The sequence below is a fragment of the Mesorhizobium sp. C268A genome (assembly GCF_040324475.1).
Taxonomy (GTDB): domain Bacteria; phylum Pseudomonadota; class Alphaproteobacteria; order Rhizobiales; family Rhizobiaceae; genus Mesorhizobium.
This window is the reverse complement of record NZ_JAMYVX010000001.1, coordinates 1,485,934-1,512,208: the sequence shown is the minus strand read 5'-3', so window position 1 is coordinate 1,512,208 and position 26,275 is coordinate 1,485,934. Positions and strand designations below refer to the sequence as shown.

29 protein-coding genes are annotated in these 26,275 nt (G+C 63.2%); 20 read left to right on the top strand and 9 right to left on the bottom strand.

Translation table 11 applies throughout. The features are described 5' to 3' along the window. The first annotated feature begins 71 nt into the window (after nucleotides 1-71). From NKL06_RS07600 to NKL06_RS07575, 6 genes are all read left to right on the top strand, one after another. Nucleotides 72-1,349 (top strand): NAD(P)/FAD-dependent oxidoreductase, encoded by a 1,278-nt coding sequence (locus NKL06_RS07600; protein ID WP_023692129.1) that lies wholly within the window; start codon nucleotides 72-74, stop codon nucleotides 1,347-1,349. A 96-nt stretch (nucleotides 1,350-1,445) separates the two neighbouring features. Beyond that, nucleotides 1,446-2,327, top strand: coding sequence for an ABC transporter permease (locus NKL06_RS07595; protein ID WP_023692128.1), 882 nt, complete (start codon nucleotides 1,446-1,448; stop codon nucleotides 2,325-2,327). After that, nucleotides 2,324-3,151, top strand: coding sequence for an ABC transporter permease (locus tag NKL06_RS07590; protein WP_023709184.1), 828 nt, complete (start codon nucleotides 2,324-2,326; stop codon nucleotides 3,149-3,151). Before NKL06_RS07595 ends, NKL06_RS07590 begins: the two co-directional genes overlap by 4 nt. Before the next feature lie 25 nt (nucleotides 3,152-3,176). Next, nucleotides 3,177-4,283 carry an ABC transporter substrate-binding protein gene (locus NKL06_RS07585; protein ID WP_023692127.1) on the top strand — a complete coding sequence of 369 codons (1,107 nt, stop codon included), beginning with the start codon at nucleotides 3,177-3,179 and terminating at the stop codon, nucleotides 4,281-4,283. Between the two features lie 281 nt (nucleotides 4,284-4,564). Next, nucleotides 4,565-5,164, top strand: coding sequence for a helix-turn-helix domain-containing protein (locus NKL06_RS07580; RefSeq protein WP_023684396.1), 600 nt, complete (start codon nucleotides 4,565-4,567; stop codon nucleotides 5,162-5,164). Beyond that, a complete protein-coding gene (locus tag NKL06_RS07575; protein ID WP_023687090.1) occupies nucleotides 5,154-6,239 on the top strand; it encodes an ABC transporter ATP-binding protein in 1,086 nt (361 codons plus the stop codon). Before NKL06_RS07580 ends, NKL06_RS07575 begins: the two co-directional genes overlap by 11 nt. A gap of 440 nt (nucleotides 6,240-6,679) precedes the next feature. Here NKL06_RS07575 and NKL06_RS07570 read toward each other — a convergent pair whose 3' ends face one another. Continuing rightward, nucleotides 6,680-7,384 carry an SOS response-associated peptidase gene (locus tag NKL06_RS07570; RefSeq protein ID WP_023692126.1) on the bottom strand — a complete coding sequence of 235 codons (705 nt, stop codon included), beginning with the start codon at nucleotides 7,382-7,384 and terminating at the stop codon, nucleotides 6,680-6,682. A 319-nt stretch (nucleotides 7,385-7,703) separates the two neighbouring features. On the opposite strand from NKL06_RS07570, the gene NKL06_RS07565 reads away from it, so the two are divergent. Further along, nucleotides 7,704-7,922 (top strand): nuclear transport factor 2 family protein, encoded by a 219-nt coding sequence (locus NKL06_RS07565; RefSeq protein ID WP_245267099.1) that lies wholly within the window; start codon nucleotides 7,704-7,706, stop codon nucleotides 7,920-7,922. An 89-nt stretch (nucleotides 7,923-8,011) separates the two neighbouring features. Here NKL06_RS07565 and NKL06_RS07560 read toward each other — a convergent pair whose 3' ends face one another. Together NKL06_RS07560 and NKL06_RS07555 are read right to left on the bottom strand one after the other, a co-directional pair. Next, complete coding sequence (locus tag NKL06_RS07560; protein WP_023692125.1) at nucleotides 8,012-8,491, bottom strand: SRPBCC family protein; 480 nt, start codon at nucleotides 8,489-8,491, stop codon at nucleotides 8,012-8,014. After that, nucleotides 8,488-8,844, bottom strand: a complete 357-nt coding sequence (locus tag NKL06_RS07555) for an ArsR/SmtB family transcription factor (protein WP_023692124.1) — start codon at nucleotides 8,842-8,844, stop codon at nucleotides 8,488-8,490. Before NKL06_RS07555 ends, NKL06_RS07560 begins: the two co-directional genes overlap by 4 nt. A gap of 165 nt (nucleotides 8,845-9,009) precedes the next feature. On the opposite strand from NKL06_RS07555, the gene NKL06_RS07550 reads away from it, so the two are divergent. After that, nucleotides 9,010-9,357, top strand: a complete 348-nt coding sequence (locus NKL06_RS07550) for an ArsC family reductase (RefSeq protein WP_023692123.1) — start codon at nucleotides 9,010-9,012, stop codon at nucleotides 9,355-9,357. Nucleotides 9,358-9,495: 138 nt separating this feature from the next. On the opposite strand, the gene NKL06_RS07545 is transcribed toward NKL06_RS07550, so the two are convergent. The 3 genes from NKL06_RS07545 to NKL06_RS07535 form a co-directional block, all read right to left on the bottom strand. After that, entirely contained in the window at nucleotides 9,496-9,852 is a 357-nt protein-coding gene (locus NKL06_RS07545; RefSeq protein ID WP_023692122.1) for a DUF488 domain-containing protein, read from the bottom strand. 15 nt (nucleotides 9,853-9,867) lie between these two features. Then, entirely contained in the window at nucleotides 9,868-11,124 is a 1,257-nt protein-coding gene (locus tag NKL06_RS07540) for an aminopeptidase (RefSeq protein WP_023692121.1), read from the bottom strand. An 85-nt stretch (nucleotides 11,125-11,209) separates the two neighbouring features. Continuing rightward, on the bottom strand, nucleotides 11,210-12,124 hold the full coding sequence (locus NKL06_RS07535) for a LysR substrate-binding domain-containing protein (protein WP_023687096.1): 915 nt from the start codon (nucleotides 12,122-12,124) through the stop codon (nucleotides 11,210-11,212). 94 nt (nucleotides 12,125-12,218) lie between these two features. Here NKL06_RS07535 and NKL06_RS07530 point away from each other — a divergent pair, with 94 nt between their 5' ends. The 3 genes from NKL06_RS07530 (at nucleotide 12,219) to sbmA (ending at nucleotide 15,034) form a co-directional block, all read left to right on the top strand. Next, nucleotides 12,219-12,422, top strand: coding sequence for a hypothetical protein (locus NKL06_RS07530; protein WP_023692120.1), 204 nt, complete (start codon nucleotides 12,219-12,221; stop codon nucleotides 12,420-12,422). Nucleotides 12,423-12,504: 82 nt separating this feature from the next. Beyond that, nucleotides 12,505-13,662: a YbfB/YjiJ family MFS transporter gene (locus tag NKL06_RS07525; protein ID WP_023692119.1), complete on the top strand. Its 1,158-nt coding sequence runs from the start codon at nucleotides 12,505-12,507 to the stop codon at nucleotides 13,660-13,662. 115 nt (nucleotides 13,663-13,777) lie between these two features. After that, on the top strand, nucleotides 13,778-15,034 hold the full coding sequence (sbmA, locus tag NKL06_RS07520) for a peptide antibiotic transporter SbmA (RefSeq protein WP_023668493.1): 1,257 nt from the start codon (nucleotides 13,778-13,780) through the stop codon (nucleotides 15,032-15,034). Between the two features lie 26 nt (nucleotides 15,035-15,060). Here the strand turns inward: sbmA and NKL06_RS07515 are convergent, their stop codons facing one another. Further along, nucleotides 15,061-16,065, bottom strand: a complete 1,005-nt coding sequence (locus NKL06_RS07515) for a polysaccharide deacetylase family protein (protein WP_023692118.1) — start codon at nucleotides 16,063-16,065, stop codon at nucleotides 15,061-15,063. 193 nt (nucleotides 16,066-16,258) lie between these two features. Here NKL06_RS07515 and NKL06_RS07510 point away from each other — a divergent pair, with 193 nt between their 5' ends. Both NKL06_RS07510 and der read left to right on the top strand, forming a co-directional pair. Beyond that, entirely contained in the window at nucleotides 16,259-16,921 is a 663-nt protein-coding gene (locus tag NKL06_RS07510) for a tetratricopeptide repeat protein (protein WP_023692117.1), read from the top strand. Nucleotides 16,922-16,997: 76 nt separating this feature from the next. Next, complete coding sequence (der, locus tag NKL06_RS07505) at nucleotides 16,998-18,428, top strand: ribosome biogenesis GTPase Der (RefSeq protein WP_023692116.1); 1,431 nt, start codon at nucleotides 16,998-17,000, stop codon at nucleotides 18,426-18,428. A gap of 231 nt (nucleotides 18,429-18,659) precedes the next feature. Here the strand turns inward: der and NKL06_RS07500 are convergent, their stop codons facing one another. Then, complete coding sequence (locus NKL06_RS07500; RefSeq protein WP_023692115.1) at nucleotides 18,660-19,568, bottom strand: LysR substrate-binding domain-containing protein; 909 nt, start codon at nucleotides 19,566-19,568, stop codon at nucleotides 18,660-18,662. A gap of 117 nt (nucleotides 19,569-19,685) precedes the next feature. Between NKL06_RS07500 and NKL06_RS07495 the strand changes: the two genes are divergently transcribed. The 7 genes from NKL06_RS07495 to NKL06_RS07465 all read left to right on the top strand — a co-directional run bounded on the left by NKL06_RS07495 (nucleotide 19,686) and on the right by NKL06_RS07465 (nucleotide 25,268). Next, complete coding sequence (locus NKL06_RS07495; RefSeq protein ID WP_023692114.1) at nucleotides 19,686-20,981, top strand: MFS transporter; 1,296 nt, start codon at nucleotides 19,686-19,688, stop codon at nucleotides 20,979-20,981. A gap of 137 nt (nucleotides 20,982-21,118) precedes the next feature. Further along, complete coding sequence (locus NKL06_RS07490; RefSeq protein ID WP_023668487.1) at nucleotides 21,119-22,303, top strand: cell wall hydrolase; 1,185 nt, start codon at nucleotides 21,119-21,121, stop codon at nucleotides 22,301-22,303. Between the two features lie 265 nt (nucleotides 22,304-22,568). Then, nucleotides 22,569-22,961 carry an AtpZ/AtpI family protein gene (locus NKL06_RS07485; protein WP_023668486.1) on the top strand — a complete coding sequence of 131 codons (393 nt, stop codon included), beginning with the start codon at nucleotides 22,569-22,571 and terminating at the stop codon, nucleotides 22,959-22,961. Nucleotides 22,962-23,024: 63 nt separating this feature from the next. Beyond that, complete coding sequence (locus NKL06_RS07480) at nucleotides 23,025-23,783, top strand: F0F1 ATP synthase subunit A (protein ID WP_023668485.1); 759 nt, start codon at nucleotides 23,025-23,027, stop codon at nucleotides 23,781-23,783. Between the two features lie 66 nt (nucleotides 23,784-23,849). Beyond that, a complete protein-coding gene (locus tag NKL06_RS07475) occupies nucleotides 23,850-24,074 on the top strand; it encodes a F0F1 ATP synthase subunit C (RefSeq protein WP_006206606.1) in 225 nt (74 codons plus the stop codon). Nucleotides 24,075-24,166: 92 nt separating this feature from the next. Beyond that, complete coding sequence (locus tag NKL06_RS07470) at nucleotides 24,167-24,766, top strand: F0F1 ATP synthase subunit B (RefSeq protein ID WP_023692113.1); 600 nt, start codon at nucleotides 24,167-24,169, stop codon at nucleotides 24,764-24,766. A 10-nt stretch (nucleotides 24,767-24,776) separates the two neighbouring features. Continuing rightward, nucleotides 24,777-25,268 carry a F0F1 ATP synthase subunit B gene (locus NKL06_RS07465; RefSeq protein WP_023668483.1) on the top strand — a complete coding sequence of 164 codons (492 nt, stop codon included), beginning with the start codon at nucleotides 24,777-24,779 and terminating at the stop codon, nucleotides 25,266-25,268. A 247-nt stretch (nucleotides 25,269-25,515) separates the two neighbouring features. On the opposite strand, the gene rnhB is transcribed toward NKL06_RS07465, so the two are convergent. Further along, nucleotides 25,516-26,214: a ribonuclease HII gene (rnhB, locus tag NKL06_RS07460; protein WP_023692112.1), complete on the bottom strand. Its 699-nt coding sequence runs from the start codon at nucleotides 26,212-26,214 to the stop codon at nucleotides 25,516-25,518. Nucleotides 26,215-26,275 lie beyond the last annotated feature (61 nt).

Genomic DNA, 26,275 nt, shown 5'->3' with positions numbered 1-26,275 from the left:
TGAGGCCCGCTCTTTCAAAAAAATGAAACTAGCACTAGAATTTTCATTTTCCGCATACTCCAGGTGAAGCCTTGCCCACACCGTTTTCCGTTCCGATCTGGCAGAAGCCGCAGACCGCATCCGCCTTCCAGTTGCTCGTCACTGCGCCGGTCGACGTTGCCATCGTCGGCGGCGGCTTCATGGGCCTGTCGACCGCCTTGCACGCAGCCCGGCTCGGTCTCGGTGTACAGGTGCTGGAGGCCGGCGAGATCGGCCAGGGTGCCTCGGGCCTCAATGGCGGCCAGGTCATTCCCGGCCTGAAATATGATCCCGAATGGCTGCTCGAGCATTTCGGTCCCGAGCGCGGCCGGGCATTGGTCGATTTCGCCGCCTCCACGGCGGACGCGGTGTTCGACCTCATCCAAGACGAAAAGCTGGCGGTGCCGTTCACGCGCAATGGCTGGATCCAGGCCGCGCATACCGAAACCGCATTGAAAGCGGCGGCGAACAGGGATCGTCAATGGCGGGCGCGTGGCGCCGATGTCCGGCTTCTGAATGAAAGCGAGATCGCCGCTATGACCGGCGCGCAAGGCTATCTCGGCGGCTGGCTCGACCGCCGCGCCGGCATCATCGATCCGCTCGCCTATACAGTGGAACTGGCGCGCATCGCTGCCGCCGCCGGCGCCAGCATTGCCGAGCGGCAGAAGGTGGTGAAACTCCGCAAGGAGGCCGGCCTTTGGCATGTTTCAAGCGAAAACGGCGCCGAGGTGCGGGCGAAAGCGGTTGTCCTGGCGACGAACGCCTATACCGATGGACTGCTTCCGGGCCTCGCCGAAACGATCGTGCCGCTGCATTCCTTCCAGGTCGCCACCGCGCCGCTGTCATCCAACCTTGCGGCGACGATCCTGCCGGAAGGGCAGGCGGTGTCCGACTCCAGGCGCATTCTCGTCTACTACCGCAAAACAACCGACGGCCATCTGGTGCTTGGCGGCCGCGGCCGCATGGCGCGGCCGAGGAGCGAGGCCGACTGGGCGCATCTGCAGCGCGCGCTGGTGCGGCTCTATCCGGCCTTGGCCCATATCTCGATCGAGAAACGCTGGTTCGGTCGTGTGGCGATGACGCCGGATCACCTGCCGCACATCCATGAGCCGGAAAAGGGCCTGCTCGCCGTAGTTGGTTGCCAGGGCAGGGGCGTCGGCCTGATGACCGCGCTGGGAAAACGCATGGCGGGCTACCTCGCGGGCTGCGATGTCAATCAATTGCCGTTCCCGCTGTCGCCGGTCCGGCCGATTCCGTTCCACGCCTTCCGCCAGGTCGGCGTCGCCGCGACCATCGCCTGGTACCGGATGCTCGACGCCTTCGAGCGCTGATTGGGCGCCGGTCGCCTAGGCCTCGTGGATTCAGCTTGACAGTTTCACAAATATGAAAAAAGCTAAGCCGATTTCATATTTCCGTTGAGCAGTCCGATGTCGAGCATCGTTGCAACAGAAGGGCCGGCAGGGTCGTCCCGAGGCTTCCGCTTCGCCATGTTGCTGCCGGGCGGGCTGGTCACCTTGTTCCTGATCCTGTTTGCCCTTGGCCTTGTGCTCTTCCTCTCACTTCGCGGTAATGACGGTTCGCTGCTCGGCGCCGGCTTCACCGCAGGCAACTTCATCACCGTGGTCTCCGATCCGCTCTACTGGACGGTGACGCTGCGCTCGCTGGTGATCGCTGGCCTGGTGACGCTGGCAACCGTCGTCACCGCCTATCCCGTCGCCTACTATCTCGCCTTCTATGCCGGCCGCCGCCGCAGCCTGCTTTTGTTCCTGGTGACGCTGCCGTTCTGGACCAGCTATCTCCTGCGCGTCTTCGCCTGGAAGATCGTGCTGGCCTACAATGGCGTGTTGAACTCGGCGCTGATCGAAAGCGGCATCTGGTCGGAGCCGACGCTGGCCTTCCTCAACACGCCGGCGGCGGTGGTCGTCACGCTGGCGCATGCCTATGCGCCCTTCGCCATCCTGCCGATCTATGTGGCGCTGGACACCATCCCGAAATCACTGCTCGAAGCCGCCTCCGATCTCGGCGCCAGACCGTACACGGCGTTTCGCCGCGTCGTCTTGCCCAATTCGATGCCGGGCGTTCTGGCGGCCGCCCTCGTCGTCTTTGTGCCGACGGTCGGCGACTATGTCACCCCGGCCATGGTCGGCGGTCCCGCCAGCACCATGATCGGCACATTGATCCAGTCGCAGTTCGGCAAGGCCAATGACTGGCCGTTCGGGGCGGCACTTTCAGTCTGCGTGATGCTGGTCATCCTCTGCGTGGTGCTGGTCGCACGCGGCGCCGACCGCAAATTCGGCAGCCGCACATGAGCGCGGCGCGGCGAGATGATGGCCGCGGCTGGCTCGGCGTCTATGTGCTTGCCTATCTCGTCTTCCTCTATCTGCCGGTGCTGTTGATCCCGCTGTTTTCCTTCAACAACTCCATCCAGGCCGCGTTTCCGCTGCAGGGCTTCACGCTCGAATGGTATGCCACGCTCTATGGCAATCCGGCGCTGTCCGGCGCGCTTTTGAACAGTCTCGTCATTGGCGTCGTGGCCGCCGCCGGCGCCACGCTCTGCGGCATCACCGTCTCCTATATGGACCTCTACGGTCGTTCGCCGCTCGCCGCCACCATCAGCGCCATCTCCAGGCTGCCGATCCTGATCCCCGGCGTCATCGTCGGCATATCGTTGCTGATCCTCGTCAATCTCATCGGCCTCGGCCCGTCGCGCATCGCCATCGTTCTCGGCCACATACTGGTGGCGCTGCCGACCACCGTGGTGATCATGCGCAGCCGGTTTGCCGCAATTCCGAAAACCATTCGCGAGGCCGCACTCGATCTCGGCGCTTCCGACTGGACGACCTTCCGGCGGGTGATGTTGCCGCTCTCGCTGCCGGCCATCGTCTCGGCCTTCATGCTGGCCTTTCTGATTTCCTTCGACGAGTTCATTGTCGTCTTCTTCCTCGCCGGCACCGAGCCGACGCTGCCGCTCTACATCTGGAGCCAACTGCGTTTTCCTCGCTCGCTGCCGACCGTGATGGCGCTGGGGACAGCTATCCTTGCTGTGTCCGTCATCATCGCCGGCATCGCCGAAATCCTGCGCCATCGCGGGCTGAGCACAGCCCGTCGGACGGCGCCCACCAGTCCAGCCTGAACCATAACAAAAGAGGAGAACCGAAATGGCATTCGACGCGAAATCAATTACTGGGCTGAAATCGATCACTGGCCCGAAATCGATCACTGCAAAGACAGCCCGCACCGGGCTTGCCGCGCTTGCAATCGTCCTGTCGTCGACTGTCGCCTTCGCCGCCGACAAGCTGCAATATTTCACCTGGTCCGGCTATGAACTGCCAGACTTCAACAAGAGCTTCCTGACGGCCCATCCGGATGGCGTCGAGGCCTCGATCTTCGGCGACGACGACGATGCCTTCACCAAGGTCAAGGCCGGCTTCCGCCCCGATATCGCCCATCCCTGCTACGACAAGGTGGCGCGCTGGAACAAGGAAGGCCTGCTGCAGCCGATCGATACCAAGCGCATCAAGAACTGGGATTCGATCTTCCCGGTGTTCAAGAACCTGCCCGACATCCAGGCCGGCGACGGCAAGGTCTGGATGGTGCCGTGGGATTGGGGCAACACCTCGATCCTCTACCGCACCGATCTGGTGAAGAACCCGGAAGCGAGCTGGAACCTTCTGTGGGACAAGCAATATGCCGGCCGCATGGCGACCATCGATGCCGTGCATGACACGCCGATCGTTGCAGCACTTCTGGCCGGCGTAAACCCCTTCGATATGACGCCGGAGCAGATGGACAAGGTGGCGGAAAAATTGCGCGAGCAGCGTCCGCTGCTCTCCAACTACACCACCGACATGACCTCGGTCGAACAGGCGCTGGCCAGCGGCCAGCTGGTCGCCGCCATGACCTGGAACGCGTCGGCAACCTCGCTGAAGAAGCAGGGCGTGCCGGTCGAGTTCATGAAGCCGAAGGAGGGCATGCTGACCTGGGCCTGCGGCTTCGTCATGCTCAAGGACGCCAAAAACGTCGACCTCGCCTATGACTTCATCAACAGCCGGCTCGACGCCGACTCGGGTAAGTACCTGATCCAGGCCTACGGCTATGGCAGCTCGCTCAGCACCGCCTTCGCCGGCGTGGCGAAGGACGAACTGGACAAGCTGCAATTGCCGGCGGACCCGGAGGTGATGCTGAAGACCACCATCTTCACCGGCCCGATGAAGCAGAACGACGATGTGGCGAAGATGTTCGAGAAAGTGAAGGCGGGCGGCTGAGGGATCCATCGCCGACGGTTGCGCTGCCCCTCACCTGCCTGCCGGCATCCTCTCCCCGTATAGTGACGGGGAGAGGGGCGCTGTCACCAGCGATTTCGCAAATCGCAAACGTTGCAGAAATGGCGCCGAGTTTGCGACCAGCCGCTTTCTCCCCGTCACTATACGGGGAGAAATGTCCGGCAGGACAATGAGGGGCAGCGCCGACGGCAGGTAATTGTGACTAATCTCCTGAAGCCCGCGGGTCTTGCCGCCGCGCCAAAGACTGCAACAAGGACCAACTGATGGACATGCTTGAAGCGAAACCAAAGGCCGACGCCGACATTCGCGTCGGCCGGCGCGTGCGGGCGCTGCGGCTGGAGCGCAATTTGTCGTTGGCCGAGCTGGCAGCAAAAGCCGGCGTCTCCATCGGTGCGCTGAGCCAGATCGAGCGCGGCCTGTCTTCGCTGCGCGTCAAGGTGATCTGGCCGCTTGCGGCCGCGCTCGACATCGAGCCTTCGGCGCTGATCACCGACGGCAACGAAGCCGCCAACGATCTCTATTGCGTGCGCGCCGACAAAAGGCGGCAGCTCCCGGTCAAGTCGGAAGGCATCGCCAAGGCGCTGCTGTCGCCGCCGGGCGCGGCGCTGACCGGCCTCTTGGTGACCGTGGAAGCCGATGGCGGCACGGCGGAAGCCTATGCGCATATCGGTCACGAGTTCGGCTATGTGCTGTCGGGCGAGGTCGAACTGGTGGTGGACTCGACAAAATACGTGCTGAAGAGCGGCGACTCCTTTGCCTTCAAGAGCACGCTTCTGCACGCCTTCCGCAATCCCGGCACCGAGCCTTGCCAGATCCTCTGGGTCAACACCACCAAGCCGTCCGAGGTTCGCGATGGCGCCTGATGCGCTGGTACGCCTGGACACGGTCTCGAAGGTTTTCCCCGGCGGCATTGTCGGGCTCGACGCCGTCGATCTCGACATTATCAGCGGCGAGTTCATCACCCTGCTCGGGCCCTCGGGCTGCGGCAAGACCACCAGCCTGCGCGTCATTGCCGGTTTCGAGAGCCCGTCGAGCGGCAAGGTGCTGCTCGATGGTCGCGACATCACCGCGCTCAGGCCGTTCGACCGTCCCGTCAACACCGTGTTCCAGGATTATGCGCTGTTCCCGCATATGAACGTCGCCGAGAATGTCGGCTTCGGCCTGTCGCTGCGCAAACTGTCCGGCGCCGAGCAGGCAAAGCGCGTCCGCGAAGCCCTCGACATGGTCGGCCTCGCCGACAAGCTCGGCGCCCGCGTTTCCGAACTGTCGGGTGGCCAGCGCCAGCGCGTCGCGCTCGCCCGAGCCATAGTCTGCGAGCCGCGCGTTCTGTTGCTCGATGAACCGCTGTCGGCGCTCGATGCGCATCTGCGCGAACAGATGCAGGTCGAACTGAAGCGGCTGCAGTCGCGGCTCGGCACCACCTTCGTCATGGTCACCCACGACCAGACCGAAGCGCTGTCGATCTCCGACCGCATCGTCGTCATGAACAAGGGCCGCATCGAGCAGATCGCGCCGCCGGCTACGCTTTACGACCGGCCGGCGACGAAATTCGTCGCAAGCTTCATCGGCACCATGAACCTCTTGCAATCGCGCTTCATCGGCCGCGACGGCGACCGCCTGCGCTTCGCCGCTGGCGGGCTTTCGCTGGAAGCAACATCTGAAACCGGCGACACACCCGGCGAAGGCACTGAGCGCACCATCGGCGTTCGCCCCGAGGACTTGCTGGCCACCACCGATGCCGCCGCCGGCACCGCGCCGGCGCGCGTCAACTCCATCGTCTTCCACGGCCGCACGCTGCGGCTGCATGCTGAGCTGGGGCAGGGATTGCCGGTGGTGATCGATGCGCCGCGCCAGGCCGAGGGCTTTCAATTCAGCGTCGGCGACGTGGCGCATATTAGCCTGCGCCGTGGTGCCAACTGCCCTATGCTGCCAAGCTGATCCAACCCAATCCCTTCATCGACGGTTGGATTTAACCTGCTGTGAAGATCGCCAAGGTGGAATTAAGTGTGAATTGACTCGCAAAGGAACATATTCCTACTTTGCGGGATGCCCGAACTAAGCACCCGACCGCGCCGAAATGTGCAAACCCTCTGCTTGGCGCATGAAGTCGGGCAGCTAATTCGTGTTCGATGTCGGAACTGCAACATCACTCGACACTATCTGCCTGGCGATCTCGCAAAGCTGGTTGGTGATATCCCCTTTTGGGATGTGGAGCGGCACATGCGGTGCGAGCGCTGCAAAGGTCGTGAGCTCGATGCAGGCATCATTCTGCCAAGCGCTGCTGAACGCCTTAAAATTCGCGTCAGACGTCTTGTCGAAATCCGCATGGTTCGCCGGGTAATCTGGCGAGACGACGATTGAGGAGAGCCGATTTCGGGCTAAAACAGAGACCCTTGGGCCGGGGCCTGTGGTGGGAACTTGATCTGTGTGGCTGGCTTCTCAACGATCACCAACGCGTCGTTGGGCGCCGTCCGCTGCAAACGCCGTGCTTCCGACCATGGCGCCGTCAGCCAAGCCTCGGTTTCCTCCGGCGTGGTGAGGATCACGGGCATAGCCTTCTCATGTATCGGCGCAATGAGAGCATTAGGCTTGGTGGTCATGAAGGCGTATAGCTCGAAGTCGCCGGGACCGTCCTTGACCTTTCGCACGCCCTGCCAAGACGTCCAGAAACCAGCGAAGAAGAACAGCGGCCGGCTCTCGCCACGGGCAAACCAGTAATTTCGCTGGATTCCTGTTTCCGGGTCTTTATCGTTCGCCGCAGGGCTGGGCTCGGCAAAGCTGGTCACCGGCACGACACATCTGTGCTCGACGCCCACATATTGCTGCCAGTGCGAATATTGCGGATTGCGAACGATGGTGGTGCCGTAGTCGGCCTTACCTTTCATGCGCTCGGGCGGCGTTGGCAACCCCCAAAGCAGTTTCGCCAGTTCACGCTCCCCATCCGTCCTGTTGCGAACGACAAGCCCAGGTTGATTGGGATAGACATCAAGCGAAGGTTCGAGGTTGCCGCTGATATCGCGCAATGTGCGGGTCCATTGGCGGACCGCCTCTTGCGTCGTCGTGATGTTGTAGAGGTTGCACATGCACCCAGCATTGCGGAATTGGCTTTTGTCTGCAACCGAAATCGCTGTCCGACGCCGCCGCAATCGTCGTCACACAGCCGCGCTATATCATCGTCCTGACACACCTTGTCAGCTGTCGTGCGGGTAAAGGTGGCGGGCCGGCAAGCGCTTCCCTACTTCAAACCAGTCTGAACAGGAGGAACACACATGACCATCGCGGATGTTGCCAAGGATTTCACTGAAATGCTCCAGCAGGGGGATCACCTGGGTGCTGGTGAAAAGTACAATGCCGATGATATCGTCAGCCTCGAAGCCATGGAGGGGCCGATGGCCATCGCCCGTGGCAAGGAGGCTCTCAGGCAAAAGGGCGAATGGTGGCAAGAACCACGAAGTCCATGGCGGCTCTGTCGAAGGCCCCTATGTCAACGGCGACCAGTTCGCGGTGCGCTTCAAGTTCGACATAACGCCCAAGGCCACCGGCGAACGGGTCACCATGGACGAGGTTGGCCTGTACACGGTCAAGAACGGCAAGATCACCGAAGAGCGCTTCTACTACTGAGCCCGGGTGCCGTAGGGTTCCGGCGCACTTCGCTGCACGACCCAAAAACCAGGCGGCCGGGACAAAGTCCTGGCCGCAGTGGGAAAAGCTCAAATGGTCTTCACATACTGCGCCAACTGATCGGCCACCGTGCCCCAGCCGTCGAAGAACCCCATCTCTTCATGATTCTTGCGGGTAGCCTGGTCGCGATGGATGGCCGTTGCCGTGTAGCGCGTGCCCTTGTCATCCGACTGAAGCGAAATGACTGCGGTGATGAAGGGCTCGCCCGAGGGCCGATAGCCCGGCAGCAGCGCATCGGTCCACACCAGCCGCTCGTTCGGCACGATCTCGAGATAGCAGCAATGGCGGTCGTTGACCTCCTTGCCGTCGGGCGATTGCATGCGCGTCCGGAACAGTCCGCCCGGACGAAGGTCGATCTCGCAATCGGTGATCAGCCAGGGCTTGGGCGTGAACCATTGCTTGACATGCTCCGGCACCGTCATCGCGCTCCACAAGAGTTCGCGCGGCGCGTCGAGCTTGCGCTCCAGCACAAGGTCCAGTCTGGGGTCGGGCTTGAAGGGATAGCTCACTTTTCTTGCTCCTTGAGGCTCATCACATAGGCGTCAAATTGATCGAGTCGGCGCTCCCACAGCGTGCGCTGTTCGGCCAGCCAGTTTTCGGCGAGCTGCAGCGGTTCGGGCGCCAGCTGATAGGTCCTGGTGCGGCCGATTTTTTCCGATCGCACCAGTCCGCAGCCTTCCAGCACTTTCAGATGCTCGATGAAGGAAGGCAGCGCAATCTCGAAAGGCTGCGCCAACTCGCTGACCGAGGCGGGACTGCGGTTCAACCGCTCGACCACGCGCCGCCGCGTCGGGTCAGCCAGCGCGCGGAAGATGCCGTCGATCGGCGGGAGACTTGTAGTTGGGGCGTGGAGGCTTGGCATGGGCGATCCTGAGGTCCGTCGACGGGTATAGAAAGATACTTAGGAAAATTCCTTAGTATTGGCAAGCCCTAAAAATGGGCTGATGTGACCGGGGTGCTGGCAAAGCGGGAAGGACGGTTTTAGGCTGTCCGGCGGATTCGACCACCAGCCCAAGGGAAGTGCGTTTTGACGATCACCATGTACGGCATCACCACCTGCGACACGATCAGGAAGGCGCGCACCTGGCTGGAGGGCCACGATGTGCCTTACCGTTTTCACGACTACCGGGCCGAGGGGATCGACGCGGGCAGACTGGATGGATGGATCGGCAAGGTTGGCTGGGAAAAGCTGCTCAACAAGGGCAGCACGACCTTCCGCGAACTGCCCGACAAGCACAAGCAAGGGCTCGACGAGAAGAAGGCCAGGAAGCTGATGCTGGCCAACCCGACGATGATCAAGCGCCCGGTGCTCGAGGTCGGGGATGAGATTTTGGTGGGGTTCAAGCCGGAGGCTTATGAAGGGGTGGTGAAGTAGCGTAGCCCTGCCTCGTCAGCCTATGGCGTAGCAAGGAGCGAAGCGACGCAGCGCAGACCCGAGGATGACGAACGCGTGGAGGGCGATCGCTAATTGTGAAGGCTTTCGCTTGCGGCGTATGCAGCGGTTCGCTGTCTCTCAACCCGTCCAGCGCAAATACCCCGCCAACGCCACCGCATTGTTATGCGCCTCGTCATGTGCGCCATAAAGCAGCGTCACCTTGGCCTTGCCGAGCAAGCCACGCAGTTTCGCCACCGCTTCTCTATTCCCATCCAGCTCGACCGAATACCGCACCTGAAACTCCGCCCATCGCGCCGGCTCATGTCCGAACCACCTCCGCAATTCATCGCTCGGCGCGATCTCCTTCAGCCACAGCGTCAGCGCGGCATCCTCCTTGCTGATGCCGCGCGGCCAGATGCGATCAACCAGCACCCGCTGCCCATCATCGGGCGCGGGTGCTTCGTAAATTCGCTTGACCGTCAGGTCGAAACCCATCCGCCCTCCGCGAGCTTACGCCCACTCACCCTTGCGCATCACCGGCACCTTGCGGCCATCCTTGTGCACGCCGTCTATGTCGATCTTGTCGGAGCCGATCATCCAGTCGATGTGGATAAAACTCTTGTTGCCGCCGCGCTGGGCGATTTCGTCCTGGGTGAGCGAGGCGCCGTCGACGAAGCATTTTGAATAGCACTGCCCGAGCGCGATGTGGCAGGCGGCGTTCTCGTCGAACAGCGTGTTGAAGAACAGCAGGCCGCTGGCCGAGATCGGCGAGGAATGCGGCACCAGCGCCACCTCGCCGAGCCGGCGCGAACCCTCGTCGGTGTCGAGCACTTTCTTCAGCACGTCCTCGCCCTTCGAAGCCTTGGCCTCGACGATCCTGCCCTCTTCGAAACGCACCGAGATATCGTCGATCAGCGTGCCCTGGTAGGACAGCGGCTTGGTCGAGGATACACGGCCGGAGACGCGCCGTGCATGCGGCGTGGTGAAGACCTCCTCGGTCGGGATGTTCGGATTGCAGGTGACGCCGTTCTTGGCAGTCGAGGCGCCGCCCATCCATTCATGGCCATCGGCCAGCCCGACGGTGAGGTCGGTGCCCGGGCCGCTGAAATGCAGATCATGGAAATTGTGCTCGTTCAGCCACTTTGTGCGGCCGCGCAGCGCTGCATTGTGCGCCGTCCAGTTTGCGATCGGGTCTTCCACATCGACCCGTGATGCCGAAAAGATCGCATCGGCGAGCTTCACCACGGCGACATCGTCGGCATCGCCGGGGAAGACCTGTTTTGCCCAGGCGAGATCCGGGTAGGCGACGATGTTCCAGTTGATGTCGAAGCCGGTGATCTTTTCCAGCGCCGGCTGGTAGGCCATCGAGTTCGCCTTGTTGGCGCGCGCCACTTTCGCCGGGTCCTGCGCCGACAACAGCGACGGGTCCTCGCCGCGCACGGCAAGCCGCGCCGCATTGTTGGAAAAGGCCTTCGCCATGCCTTCATACATCCAGCCGGCGGCGCGGTCGAAGCCGGCATCCGCGCCGTAGCGGAAGCGCGCCAGCGTGATCTCGTCATCGTTGAAGATCGGCGTCACCAGGCCGGCGCCCGCTTTATAAGCGTACTCAACGATGCGCCTGGTCAGCGGCAGTGCGGCGATCGACGAGGTCAGCACCAGATCCTGCCCCGGCTGCAATTGCAGCCCGACCTTGATGGCGACTTCCGCCAGCCTGTCGAGCTTCACCGGGTCGATCGTTGCGGAAACGCCGCGCGAATGTGTGGTCATGATCCTGCCTGCCTAGGTCCGGGAGTGAGAGTTCCAACATAGGCCGGCGCGGCTGTCCTTTCCAGCACCGTCGCGACGGACAGCCCTAGGCAGCGCTTTCCAGCGCGCTAAACTGCGCCACGGTCGCCGCGATTTCCTCGCGGATCCAGATCTTGAAATCGCGCACCTTGCGGCTTTCGGTCTTGGTCGCCGAGGTCACCAGCCAGTAGCCGAGGCCGCTCTGCGCCCGCACGCCGAAAGGCGCGACGAGGCGGCCGTCGGCCAGCGCATCGGCGGCCAGCAATTGCCAGCCGAGCATGACGCCATGGCCGGCGATCGCCGATTCCAGGCACAGCATCGGGTCGGTGAAGCGCGCGCCCTTGCGGAAGCTGACCGGCTCGGCCCCGGCAGCCTTGAACCAGCTCTCCCAGTTGATCATCGCCCGTTCGTCGGTGATGGCGCAGGTCTGCGCCAGGTCTTCGATCGACTTCAGTTTCTTGGCGATCACCGGCGCGCAGACCGGAAAGACTTCCTGCGCCAACAAAAGTTCCGCCCGGCCGCCCGGCCATTTGCCGTCGCCAAGCCGGATGGCTATGTCGATGTCGGAGCGCTCGAGATCGGCCAGCCGCACCGAGGCGTCGATGCGCAGCAGCACGTTGGGATGGCGGTCGAAATGCCGCGACAATCGCGGCAGCAGCCATTTCGAAGCGAAGGCCGGCGCCACCGAAACCACCAGCGTGCACTGGCTTGCCTCGTCCGCCAGCGCCACCGCTTGCGCCAGCTCGCGAAAACCGGCGCCAAGCCGGGCGGAAAAAACCGTGCCGAACTCGGTCAGCACCAGCCCGCTCGCCGTTCGTTCGAACAGCGCCTGTCCAAGCTGCTTTTCGGTGCGGTTGATCTGCTGGCTGACGGCGCTGACGGAGACGTTGAGCTCGCCGGCAGCGGCCGCCAGCGAGCCGAGGCGGGCGACGGTTTCGACGGCGCGCAGGCCGTTGAGATGGACGCGGTTCAGCATAGCCATTCCAGTTTTTCTAAACCGGCGCGGCCGAAATCTCAATTGAAAGACGGCGAGACAGGGCAGATTCTAGCGGGACAGTCAGACCGAGGAGGCGAGGATGGTGACGATCGTATCATTGCTCAAAGTCTTTGCCGCCGGCTACACGCGGCGGCGCCATGACGGGGATGTCCTCAATTGGGTGACCGATCCGCTGTCGCATCCCGTGCTCGACACCATGTCGGAGCGCGAACTCGGCGACATGCCGTTTCGCCTGACGGCGCGCCGCACCGCCTACGAGACCGGCGCAATCGGCTGTGGTTGAGATTCTTAGACATTAGTCGCGAGCCACTGGCCCAACACAAAGCGGATTGTTTCGGCGGCCGCCAAATCTATTGTGCGCTGCAATGAACGCTGCGCCATCACCCTTGCGTCTAGCCGTAGCCGGCATGATCGCCATGGCCGTTGCCATGGGCATTGGCCGCTTCGTCTACACCCCGATCCTGCCCGGCATGATGGAGGAACTGCATCTGTCGCCGGCCGATGCCGGCTGGATCGCTTCGGCCAACTATCTCGGCTACCTCGCCGGCGCGCTTGCGGCGGCCGGCGGCTGGGCGCATGGGCGCGAGCGGCTGCTGATGTTTGGCGGCCTTGCCGCAAGTGCTGCGCTCGCCGGCCTGATGGGGCTGAGCGAGACGATGACCGCCTTTGCCGTCATCCGCTTCCTTGCCGGCCTGGCCAGTGCCTTCGTCATGGTGTTCATGGCCTCGATCGTCTTTGGTCATTTGGCAGCCGCCAACAGAAGCGACCTGCAGGCGCTGCATTTCGGCGGCGTCGGTCTCGGCATCGCGGCATCCTCGGCGCTGATGGCGGTTCTGGTCACCGAACATGCCGGCTGGGCGTCGGGCTGGCTGTGGTCGGCGGCGATTTCCGCCGGCGGCCTTGCGCTTGTCGCCTGGCTTGCCGGCGGCACCGCGCCCGCTACCGGCCTGGCCGGGCGCGAACCGGCGCTGCCCAAGGACCGGTCGCTGATAAAAGTTATCGTTGCCTACGGCCTGTTCGGCTTCGGCTACGTGGTGACGGCGACGTTCCTCGTTGCCATCGTGCGCCAGGGCGGCGACGGCCGCGTCTTCGAGGCGACCGTCTGGATGGTCACCGGCCTTGCCGGCTTCCCCTCGGTGTGGCTGTGGCAGAAGGTAGCGGCACGGATCGGGCTTTATGCCGCCTATGCCTTGGGCTGCCTGGTCGAAGTGGTCGGCGTCACCGCCAGCGTCGCCATGGGCGGCGCCGCCGGCCCGTTGCTCGCGGGCGTCCTGCTCGGCGGCACCTTCATCGCCGTTACAGCACTCGGCCTGCAGACCGCCAGGCAGCTCGTGCCGCAGGCGCCGCGCCGGATCTTCGCCATGATGACCGCCGCCTTCGGCATCGGCCAGATCGTCGGCCCTGTCGTCGCCGGCCTGCTGGCGCAAGCCTCGGGCAACTTCTTCCTCGCCTCGATCGTCGCTGCTGGCGTATTGGTGGTATCTGCTGGGATCACCTGGTCGGCCGCGCCAAAATCGCCATGATTGTGGTCTTGCTCGATGCCGGGCATCGGGCACGGGCATTTGCTTTCCACCTAATGTGTGACTTTATGCCCGCTGAACCCCGCTGATTTGCGCACCGACCGAGGATTTCACCACAGTGTTCGTATCCTTCTTCCCGCAGCCGAAGCTGTTTTTCACCTCGGCCGCCGTCTGGAGCCTTTTGCTCATCATAATTTGGTTTTTCGGCGGCCAAGAGCTGGGTACCCTGATTGGGCTTGCTCCGGTGGCAGCCGACACGCCCGTTGGCGTTGAAGTCTTTTGGTCTGACCCGTTCGTCTGGTTCTACCTATACTACGGCACGGGCGTAGCGCTTTTCGCTGGCTTTTGGAGGTGGTATTCACCCCATCCTTGGCAGAACTGGTCGATCCTTGGGTCCGCGCTCATTCTCTTCGTGATCTATTTCCAGGTTCAAGTGGATGTAGCCTTTAACGCTTGGTACGGACCGTTCTACGATCTCATACAGCGGGCGCTCGGCAAGGCGTATTCGACAACGCCGTGGGATTTCTACAGCCAACTGCTGACCATCTCCTGGGTCGCTGGATTGGCCGTTGCCGTGGGTGTCCTTAACCTATTTTTTGTGAGCCATTGGATCTTCCGCTGGCGCACGGCGATGAATGAATACTACATGTTCTATTGGGACAGGCTTCGCACTATCGAAGGAGCGTCGCAGCGTGTCCAGGACGACACCATGCGCTTTTCCACGACGATGGAAGCACTCGGTGTGAATTTGGTCCGCTCGGTAATGACGCTGATCGCATTCTTGCCCGTTCTCCTCGTTCTGTCGAAAAATGTAACTGAATTGCCAATCGTCGGAGAGGTCCCTTACTCCCTAGTGGTGGTAGCGATTGTTTGGTCGATTTTTGGGACTACTTTCTTGGCGCTCGTCGGCATCAAGTTGCCAGGCCTCGAATTCCGTAACCAGCGCGTCGAGGCTGCCTATCGAAAAGAACTTGTTTATGGTGAAGATGATCCGAATCGTGCTCGGCCGCCCACTGTCGCCGAACTATTTAACAATGTGCGGCGAAATTACTTTAGGCTTTACTTTCACTACATGTATTTCAATGTGGCTCGCATATTTTATCTTCAGATAGATAATATATTCCCTTATATAGTATTGGTCCCAACGATGGTGGCCGCCAAAATCAGTTTGGGTCTATTGAACCGAATTCTCGATGCCTTCGGGCAAGTGCGCTCCTCGTTCCAATATCTCGTCAATGCGTGGACAACGATTGTCGAGCTTCTGTCCATTTACAAGCGCCTGCGTGCCTTCGAGGCAATTATCCACGGCGAGCCGCTTCCCGATATCGATCGTCGTTTCCTCGCCCGCCAGGCAAAGGAACCCGACCCGGCTTGATCCTATCTGCATAGACGGTTGGCGGCTCAGCCGCCCACCGCCGCCTGCCTCTCGCTACCACGTTGCCGCTGCACATAATCGCGAAAACTGATGCATTCGACGTCGGCTTTCACGCACGTCTCGTCGGCAAAGCGCTCCAGCGCGTCCCAGTAGGCGCCGTTGTTCATCGGCGTGAAGTGGAAGCTGAGCACCAGCGGGATGCGCTTGCCCTGATATTGCTTGTCGAAGGCGGCGCGGAACGCCTGGTAGGTCCGATCGCTGAACTCGGCTGCCTGGCTCGGCCGCTCGAAACCGCCGGAATGCCTGACATAGAGATTGTAGTCCATGGCGATCACCGGCCTTGAACTCGGGCCTTCCGGGATCTGTGGCAGCGAAAAGCGGGTCAAGCCGCCGCCGGTCGGCGGCTCGACCGGGCCGTTCGAGACGCCGCTGGCGTCATAGTGGTAGCCGGCTTCAGGCAGGGCCTCGTAGAGCCCTTTGCTGGTCGACAGATAGGGCGCGCGAAAGCCGACCACGGCATGGGCAATAGCGCGCCAGCCTGCGGGCTCGGGCGCAATGCCGTTGATTGCATAGGCGTTCTCCAGAATGCGCTCGAACGATGCGAATTCCTTCAGCCAGTCGGCCTTGCTCCAGTCCTTGCCGTCGAAATGGCCGCAGCCATGGCTGGCAATGTCATGGCCCTCCGACGCGGCGAGGCCGATCTGGTCGAGCCGGTCCGCGACTTCCTGTTTCGAGGCGGCGAAGCCGATGTTGGATTTGCCCGCGGACCTGGCCGGCGCGGTGTATTCGGCGCGTGTCTGCTGCGACAGCAGGAACACGCAGGAAAGGAAGTAGGTAAAATGCGCGCCGGTGCGCTTGGCTAGCGCCCGGCTGCGCTGCCATTGCGATATCTCACGGGCGCTGTCGAACGAGATGATGACGATCTGCTTCGGCTTTGCCGGGGATGGCGCCGCCGGCGGGTCGGCGTAAGCAACGCCCGCCGTGGCAAGCACAGCGGTGGAAAATGCGACAACGCGGGACAAACGTGGCATCGGCAATCTGGGCTTGATCTGGAGGCAGTCAAAGCCGGCTATCGGCAAAATGTGGCGTGGGTGCGATCAAAGTCGGCAGCTATGCGCCCGGCGATTAGCCGATTTTCCTGCCCAGCCCCTTCCATGCCCGCGAAATTTCGCTAAAACGCGGGCTCAAGAAGCGCCCCTGTTGGGGCAGCAATGGTTTTGATTGATGTCCGACGACAGTTTTATCCGCGAAGTCAACGACGAGATGCGCCGCGAAAAGGCGCAGGCGCTGTGGGATCGTTTCGGTCCGGCGCTGCTTGGCCTTGCTATCCTGGTGGTGCTCGGCACCGCTGCCTTCGTCGGCTACCGCTATTGGGATGAGACCCGCGCCAACCGCTCGGGCGATGCCTTCTCGCAGGCGCTGAAGCTTGCCAATGACGGCAAGAGCGACGAGGCGCTGACAGCGCTCGAACAGCTGGAAAAGGATGGCTACGGCGCCTATCCACTGCTCGCCCGTATGCGCGCCGCAACCGTCAAGGCCGACAAGGGCGACTTTGCCGCCGCCGTTACGGATTTCGATGGCGTCGCCGCCGACACCGCCATTCCGCAGGGCATTCGCGACATGGCGCGCCTGCGGGCAGCCCTGCTGCTCGTCGACCACGGCTCCGTCGCCGATGTCTCCAGCCGCGTCGAGGCGCTGACCGCCGACAACAACACGCTGCGCCACACGGCGCGCGAAGCGCTCGGCCTTGCCGCCTGGAAGGAAGGCAAGACCCAGGATGCGCTGAAACTGTTCGACCAGATCGCCGCCGATGACGGCGCGCCGCGCAATGCGCGCCAGCGGGCGACGTTGATGTCCGAACTGATCCGCGGCTCGGGCGCGTCATGATACGCATCGCCCAAAGCCTGCCCTCGGGCCTGACCCAAGGGCGCGCTGCGGTTTGGGCGATGATATGGATAGCCGGATGAGCTTCAAAGTCGCCATTATCGGCCGGCCCAATGTCGGCAAATCGACGCTTTTCAACCGATTGGTGGGACGGAAGCTGGCGCTTGTCGACGACACGCCGGGCGTCACCCGCGACCGTCGCGTCCACGCGGCCAAACTCTACGATCTGCATTTCGATGTCATCGACACCGCCGGTTTCGAAGACGCCGCCGCCTCGACGTTGCCCGGCCGCATGCGCGCGCAGACCGAGATCGCCATCCGCGAAGCCGACCTGATCTTCTTCACCATCGACGCCAAGTCCGGGCTTTTGCCCGACGACCGCACCTTTGCCGAGATCGTGCGCAAGTCCGGCAAGCCGGTCGTGCTGGTCGCCAACAAGGCCGAGGCCAAGGGCGCCCAGGGCGGCATGCTGGAAGCGTGGGAACTGGGCTTGGGCGAGCCGATCCCGGTCTCGGCCGAGCATGGCCAGGGCATGCCCGATCTGCGCGACGCGGTGATCGAGGCGCTGGGCAAAGACCGCGCCTTCGGCGAGGAAGAAGACGAGGCCGAGGACGTCGCCGCCAGCGAGGTGCTGATCGGCGAGGACATCACCGATCCCGACGCCGAACCCGCCTATGACGACACCAAGCCGATGCGCATCGCCGTCGTCGGCCGGCCCAATGCCGGCAAGTCGACGCTGATCAACGCGTTGATCGGCGAGGAGCGGCTGCTGACCGGCCCGGAAGCCGGCATCACCCGCGATTCCATCTCCGTCGACTGGGACTGGCATGGCCGCCGGCTAAAACTGTTCGACACTGCCGGCATGCGCCGCAAGGCCAGGATCCACGAAAAGCTGGAAGTGATGTCGGTGCAGGACGGTCTGCGCGCCATCCGCTTTGCCGAGATCGTCATCATCGTGCTCGACGCCACCATCCCATTCGAGAAGCAGGACCTCCAGATCGCCGACCTGATCATCCGCGAGGGCAGGGCGCCGGTCATCGCCTTCAACAAATGGGACCTGATCGACAATCCGCAGGAACTGCTGGCCGAATTGCGCGAAAAGACCACACGGCTTTTGCCGCAAGTGCGCGGCATCCAGGCGGTGACGGTTTCGGCCGAGACCGGGCGCAGCCTCGACAAGCTGATGGATGCCGTCATCAAGACGCACAAGGTGTGGAACAGCCGCGTTTCCACCGGCAAGCTCAACCGCTGGCTGGAAAGCATTCTTGCGCATCATCCGCCGCCCGCCGTCGCCGGACGCCGGCTCAAGGTAAAATACGTCACCCAGGCCAAGACGCGGCCGCCTGGCTTTGTCGTCCAGTGCTCGCGGCCGGATGCGATGCCGCAATCCTATGTCCGCTATCTCTCCAACAGCCTGCGCGAAGCCTTCGACATGCCTGGCGTGCCGATCCGGATAGCGCTGCGGACTTCGGACAACCCGTTCGCGGGGAGAGCGAACAAGCGCAAGTGAGCGGTGACGGTTGCGGAATTCTCCGCAAGATTGGCGGGACAGCACCCCTCTGCCCTGCCGGGCATCTCCCCCGCAAGGGGGGAGATCAGTCGTTTCGTCTTTGGAGCCTCTCTTGCAACGTTGAAAATTGGCGAAAGCATTCGCGAGATCCAATCTCCCCCCTTGCGGGGGAGATGTCCGGCAGGACAGAGGGGGGTGTGACGGAACGCTACGCTGGACAGCCGCTTCCGTCTAAGCGACCTCTCTCAACCGCTCGTCCTGCGGCAGCGCCGCCACCGCCGCGTGCCACAATATATCCGCCAGCCGCGCCGCCACCGGGTCCAGTTCGGCGTCTTTCTGGTGCAGCACCAGCGCCATGGTCGGCAGCGCGGGTAAGCCCAGCGTTTGCGGCGCCATCGCCCTGACATTGGCCGGCAGGCCGATATCCGTGCGGATGGTCAGGCCGAGGCCGGCGGCGACCGCCGCCCAGATGCCGCCAAGGCTGGGGCTGGAGAAGGCCATCCGCCATGGCAGGCCGGCGCGGTCGAGTGTTTCCGTCGTCACCGTGCGCAGCAGGCACGGCGCTTCCAGCGCCACCAGCGGCAGCGCCTCGCCCTCGCGCAGCCTGGTCTCGATCAGCTTGGCCGGCCCGATCCAGCGCAATTGCGCGTCGCCGACATGCCGGCTGTAAGGCAGCGCCTGGCCGCTGTCCCAGGCCAACGCAATGTCGAGATTGCCTGATGTGATCCGCTCGGCGAGTTCATAGCTGCGCCCGATCCGCGCCTCGATCTTGACCTTGGGGTGCGCGCGGGCGAAGCGTCCGAGCACCTCCGGCAGCACCGCCTCGCCGAAATCCTCCTGCAGGCCGAGCCTGACCCAGCCTTCCAGTTCCACGTCGTGGATGGCCGAGGCAGCCTCGTCGTTCAACTCGAGCAGCCGCCTGGCGTAGCCGAGCATGGTTTCGCCGGCTTCGGTCAACGCCAGTCCGCGGCCCGACTTGCGGAAGATCGGCGTCGCCGCCTGGTCCTCCAGCTTCTTCAGTTGCGCGCTCACCGCCGAGGTCGAGCGTCCAAGCCGGTCGGCGGCCTTGGCGAAGCTGCCGAGTTCCATGCCGGTGACGAAGCTTCGGAGGACTTCGAGGTCGAAGGTTACGCGGCGCATCATAACGATCCTGTTTTTCGGGAACAATTGTCAAAAACTTCCCGATATTCGGGATGAAGTTATGGCGGTAAAGACGAGGCGTCAAGGTCCCGAAAGGGCATCAACAGGAGTCCCGCCATGTCGATTGCCGACGCAAATTGTGAGCCAGGCCGGGTTGGCCGAGCCGCCGCCGTCACGTCGAAGGCTGAACGATTTCGCGCCAATCATCGCTGGAAGGTGCTTGGCATCGGCGTTGCCGCCAATGCCAGTTTCTCCGCAACCTTCGCCGGCATACCGGCGGCGGCGGTGTTTCTGCGGTCGGGCTATCACTTGAGCAATGGCAATCTCGGCCTGGTCGTCGGCCTTCTCGGACTGGGCGTCGCCTTGAGCGAACTGCCCTGGGGTCTGCTCACCGACCGCTGGGGCGATCGCGGCGTGCTATTGACCGGCCTTGGTGCGACCGCGGCGTGGCTCGCCCTGATGGCGTTGTTCATCGTGCCCTCAGTGACCTATGTGCCTGGCGTCGCAATGCTGGCCGCATGCCTTCTGGTCGCCGGCCTGCTCGGCGGCAGCGTCAACGGTTCCAGCGGCCGCGCCATCATGGCCTGGTTCCATGAAGGCGAACGTGGCTTTGCCATGAGCATCAGGCAGACCGCGGTGCCGCTCGGCGGCGGGCTCGGCGCGCTGGTCCTGCCGTCGCTGGCATCGGTGCACGGTTTCGCGGCGGTCTTCGGGCTGCTGGCCGCCATGAACGCCGTCTCTGCGCTGTTTGCCTTGCGATGGCTGCACCAGCCGCCGGAACTGGACAATGCCGGCAGCATGGCCATGGCAAAGTCGGGCGGTCCGGCGCCGCTGCGCAATGTCGAGGTCTGGCGCATCGCCACCGCCATCGGCCTGCTCTGCTTTCCGCAAGTGGCGGTGCTCACCTTCGCCTCCGTTTTCCTGCACGATTTCGCCGGCATGGCCACGCTCACGATCAGCGCCAGCCTTGCCGCGGTGAAGACCGGCGCGATGGTGATGCGCGTCTGGAGCGGCCGCTTCACCGACCGCCATGGCAACCGCCGCTGGTTCCTGCGCCTCTGCAGCATGACGAGCGCGCTTGGCTTCGCGGCCGTCGGCCTGCTGGTCCTGGCGGCAGGAGCCACGCCAGACGCCCATGCCGCGTTGATCCCGGCGATTGCCGTGCTGCTGGTCGTTGCCGGCATTTCGGTCTCCGCCTGGCATGGCGTCGCCTACACCGAACTCGCCACGCTTGCCGGCGCCAGCCGCGCCGGAACCGCGCTCGGTCTTGCCAACAGCTTCGTCTTCATCGCCTTCTTCGTGGTGCCGACCGCCATTCCGGCTTTGCTGCTTGTCTGGTCGTGGCCTGGCGTCTGGCTGGTGGGCGCGCTCTGCGCCTTGATTGCATGGCCAATTTTCCTGCGGCCGAACTGACGGGTTGGCCGGTCGGCAAACGGCGTCCCATTTCGGGCCGCTTCGGAAAAACACGATCAACCGCGTTAACCCCGCATCAAGGTTAATGCTTCACTTTGGCTCTCCAGTGGCTCAGTGGCGTTTCTGGAGAGTTCCCCGTGCATCGACGTGTCCTGAAGCGGCTGGCCGCCGCCGCCGGTGAGAAAAAACGTTCCTTCGTATCGCCATTGGTCATCGGGCTCGGCATCTGGATCGGCTTTCCAACTGTCGTCGCCTACCAGGACATGGGCAGCTTGATTTCCGGCCTCGAAGCCTCGGGCACCCGCTGGAACTCTTATGTCGAGCGCTCCGTCGCCGGCTCGGTTCATGCCGCCGAAATGCCTTTCATCGATTCCGTCACCACCGGTTCGCTCTCGGGCTCGGGCGTGCGCCTGCCCGGCGTCGGCAAGGTCTCGTTTCGCGGCAAGGGCAATGTCGCCGGCATCACGCCCGACGAGGACCGCATCATGCGCGCCGACAAGAAGGGCCGCATCATCCAGGTCTCGCCGGTGGCGCCGCCGAAGAACTTCAATGCCGGCTCGATCTTTCAGCGCACCTCCTCGCTGCTGCGGCCGAGCATGGACAGCGGCCTGAAGCTCGCCTTCGCCAAGCCCGGCATCAAGGGCAAGGAAATCCAGATCGCCCAGGCCTTCCACACCAACGTGGACAAGAAGCCCGATCCCGGCGTGCCGGCCATGCTTGCCGCGTTGGTCAACAATGACAGACCGGACGTGCTGGCCACCGCCTATGCCCAGGCCGAACCCGATTACGCCAAGGCCTCACCCTTCGAAGCGCTGCTGCAGGACGAGGAGCCGAGCAGCGGGCGCTTCATTCCGCCGATGGCCAAGGGTGACCACTCGTGGATCCAGAACCCGCTGCCGGCCAGCGTCTTCTCCACGAAGGAGCAGGCCTGCCTCGCCAACGGCATCTATTTCGAGGCGCGCGGCGAATCCGTGCGCGGCCAGGCCGCCGTCGCCCAGGTCATTCTCAACCGCGTCCGCAATCCGGCCTATCCGAACTCGATTTGCGGCGTCGTCTACCAGAACGACAACTGGCTGAACCGCTGCCAGTTCTCCTTCGCCTGCGACGGCCGCAAGAAGCGCATCGAGAGCCCCGCCCATTACAAGACCGCGCAGGACGTCGCGATGGCGGTCACCGCCGGCAAGATATTCATTCCCGAAGTCGGCTCATCGACCCACTACTACGCCAACTACGTCCATCCGGGCTGGGCGCGCACGATGCAGAAGATGACCAAGATCGGCCTGCATATCTTCTACCGCACGTATGGCGGCGGCTGGAGCTGAGCCCTTCGGCTTGCCTGTCGCAAACGAACCGCAAAGGCCCTGGAAGCCGAAATCGGACAGCGGTCGCCGGACGGATTCGGGGCATGTGCCGACCCGATAGTGCCGGGCACGATGTCGCACCTCGCCAAGTGGTTGATTCCAATAGAAAAAATACATGGCTTTGAAGTCCCGCCCGTGGCTTGACGGGCGCAAACCCTCTAACTATGTTGCCGGCGACTTTAGAAGCGGACGGACGGCGACGGTCTGACCGGGCAGGGGGGTTACGATGGCCGACAAGAACGGGCCAGACGGAACCGGAGAAACCGGCCGCGGCAGCAAGCACGAGGCCGACATCCGCGACGAAGATCTCGAACGCCGCCGGCGTGAGCTTGGAGCATCGCTTGCGACAAGACGGCCGGATCAGCTCGAGGGGAATGACGGCGCGAAGGCGACGGCCGGATATGGCCAGGCGCTCAAGCTGTCCAGCGAGTTCATCGCCGGGATAGTGGTGGGTGTGGGCCTTGGCTGGTTTCTGGATCGTGTGGCGGGAACCTCGCCATGGGGTCTGGTCGTCGGCTTGTTGCTGGGCTTTGGCGCCGGCGTGCTCAATGTCCTGCGTTCGTCAGGTGTTGTGGCGGAATTCGGAAAAAGCGAGAAGTCGCACGATCCGAAAGAATGAAATGGCGCCGCCAACGGCGCACAAGGACACTTAAGGCCGTTCGCGGCTTTGACGGGGATGTAAATGGCTGCTGACAAGGTCGATCCGATCCACCAGTTCCATATCGTCAAGCTGATTCCGATCAACATCGGCGGCTATGACCTGTCCTTCACCAATTCGTCCCTGTTCATGGTCGCGACCGTGCTCGTCGCATCGGCGTTTCTGTACCTCTCGACCTCGAGCCGCAGCCTTGTTCCCGGGCGCCTGCAGTCGGTTTCGGAAATGGGCTACGAGTTCGTCTCCAACATGCTGCGCGACGCCGCCGGAACGCAGGGCATGAAGTTCTTTCCCTTCGTGTTCTCGTTGTTCATGTTCGTACTGGTCGCCAACCTGCTTGGCCTTTTCCCGTACTTCTTCACCGTCACCAGCCACATCATCGTCACCTTCGGCCTCGCAGCCCTGGTGATCGGAACCGTCGTTGTCTACGGCTTCACGAAGCACGGTCTGGGTTTCCTCAAGCTCTTCGTGCCGCATGGCGTTCCGGTGTTCCTGCTGCCACTGGTGGTGCTGATCGAAGTGATCTCCTTCGTGTCGCGCCCGGTCAGCCTCTCGGTTCGTCTGTTCGCCAACATGCTGGCCGGCCACATCACACTGAAGGTGTTTTCGGGCTTCGTCGTCAGCCTGAGCGCGCTCGGCGCCGTCGGCGTTGCCGGTTCGGTGTTGCCGCTGGCCATGGCAGTCGCGCTGACCGCGCTGGAATTGCTGGTCGCTTTCCTGCAGGCCTACGTCTTTGCGGTGCTGACCTGCATGTATCTGAACGACGCCCTGCATCCCGGGCACTGACCTAGAATTTCCGGCATCTTTCGCCGGATGGAATTGCAACGAATTACAGATCCAAAGGAGTTTAAAATGGACGCAGAAGCAGCAAAGTACATCGGCGCCGGTATCGCTTGCCTGGGCATGGGCGGCGCGGGCATTGGCCTCGGCAACATCTTCGGCAGCTACCTGGCGGGCGCCCTGCGCAATCCGTCGGCCGCCGATGGCCAGTTCGGCCGCCTGATTTTCGGCTTCGCCGTGACCGAAGCTCTGGGCATTTTCTCGCTTCTCATCGCGCTTCTCGCCCTGTTCGGCTGAGCCCCTGTTCGGCCAATTATTGGTCGGACGAGCATTGGGAAGAATTGGCTGGCCGCATTCCTGCGGCCATGCCTGATATCAGGGGATAGTCCATGTTCGTGACATCTGCGTTTGCGCAAGAGTCCGCACCCGCCGCTGAAGGCGCCCATACCGGTACGGAAGGCGGCACGCATTCCGGCACCGGCGTGCCTGCCGAGGCGCACGGCACGTTCCCGCCATTCGATCCGGCGACGTTTCCGTCCCAGCTTCTGTGGCTGGCGATCACGTTCGGGCTGTTCTATCTGTTCCTGAAGAAGGTGGTGATGCCGCGCCTTGGCGGCATCATCGACGTCCGCAGCGATCGCATCACGCAGGACCTCGACCAGGCCGCCAGGCTGAAGGGCGAGGCCGACGCGGCCGTTGCCGCTTACGAGCAGGAACTGGCGGAAGCCAAGGCCAAGGCCAACGCGATCGGCCAGCAGGCCAACGACGCTGCCAAGGCTGAAGCCGAGGCTGCCCGCAAGAAGGTCGAGGCCGCCCTCGACAAGAAGCTCGGCGAGGCCGAGGCCAGCATTGCTTCCATCAAGGCCAACGCCATGAAGGAAGTCGGCACGATTGCCGAGGACACCGCTTCAGCCATCGTCGATGCGCTTGTCGGCGGCAAGACCAGCAAGGCCGAGATCTCGGCTGCGGTCAAATCCGTGGCCCGGTGAGGAGCACATCATGGACGCCACATCTCTCGCAACGCTCTGGGCAACGGTTGCCCTCGTCATTTTCCTCGGCGTTGCCGTTTACATCAAGGTGCCGGGCTTGATCGCCAAGTCGCTCGACGCCCGCGCGACCAAGATCAGCGACGAGCTTGCGGAAGCCCGCCGGTTGCGCGAAGAGGCCCAGCAACTGCTCGGCCAATACCAGAAGAAGCGCAAGGAAGCAGAGCAGGAGGCCGCAGCCATCGTCGCTGCCGCCAAGCGCGAGGCCGACATGCTTGCCGCCGAGGCGCACAAGAAGACCGAAGACTATGTCACCCGTCGCACTGCGCTTGCCGAGCAGAAGATCGGCCAGGCAGAGCGCGAAGCCGTCGCCGAAGTGCGCGCCAGCGCCGTCGACATCGCCGTCGAGGCGGCCCGCACGCTGCTCGCCGGCAAGATCGACGCCAAGGCCGGCGCGGATCTTTTCAAGTCCGCGCTGCAGGACGTGAAGGCCAGGCTGAACTGAGCGGGGTTAACTCGCTGACATCAAGCCGCCCGGGCAACCTGGCGGCTTTTTTGTTGAGCGGCGACGGAGATTGGCGAAGGCGGTGGTGCGCCTGATCTCCCCCCTCAAGGGGGAGATGTCGCCAAAGGCGACAGAGGGGGTCCGTTCGACCAGGCGCGACGCTCTTTCTGCGACCAAGAAGGGCTAGCGCTTCACGCGCGGTGACCCCCTCTGGCCTGCCGGCCATCTCCCCCTCAAGGGGGGAGATTTAGCTGTCCAACCCGACAAACCCTTCTTCCTCAACCACCTCAACCCCACCCAGCCTGAACGGCGCGAATGACGCCCGGTGCAGCCTTGCCACCGGCCCATGCGCTTCGATCGCGGTGCGGTGCCGCACGGTGGCGTAGCCCATATGGACCTCGAACCCGTAGCGCTCGTGATGGCTGCCGCAGCCGCACATCATGCGGTCGCGCATCACCTTGGCGACGATCGAGGCGGCGGCGATCGATTGCGAGCGCTGGTCGCCCTTGATCAGCGCGCGGCCTTCGCAGAGGAGGCCCGGCGGTACATCGCGGCCATCGGCCAGCGCCAGCTTCGCCTGGATCGGCAGGCCGGCAAGGGCGCGGCGCATGGCTTCCAGGCTGGCCTTGAGGATGTTGCTGCCGTCAATGCCTTCGGCGCTGACCGAGGCGATCGACACGCCGAGCGCTGACCCCAGGATTTTCAGGAACAGCGCCTCGCGCTGCAAATGGTTGAGCCGTTTGGAATCGTCTAGCCCGTCGGGAATGTTGGCGGGATCGAGGATCACCGCCGCCGCCACCACCGGCCCCGCCAGCGGACCGCGGCCGGCCTCGTCCATGCCTGCCACCGGCCACAGGCCTTCAGCCATAGCCTTCGTCTCGAAGGAGAAGTCGGGCTTTTCGACGATTTCGAAAAGAAGCGGAGAATCGGAACGCGCGCGAGCCATGTTGCGGCGAGGTTCGCATCGGCTCCGATTCTCCGCAAGTCCCTCCAGGGTCGAGTGGGGC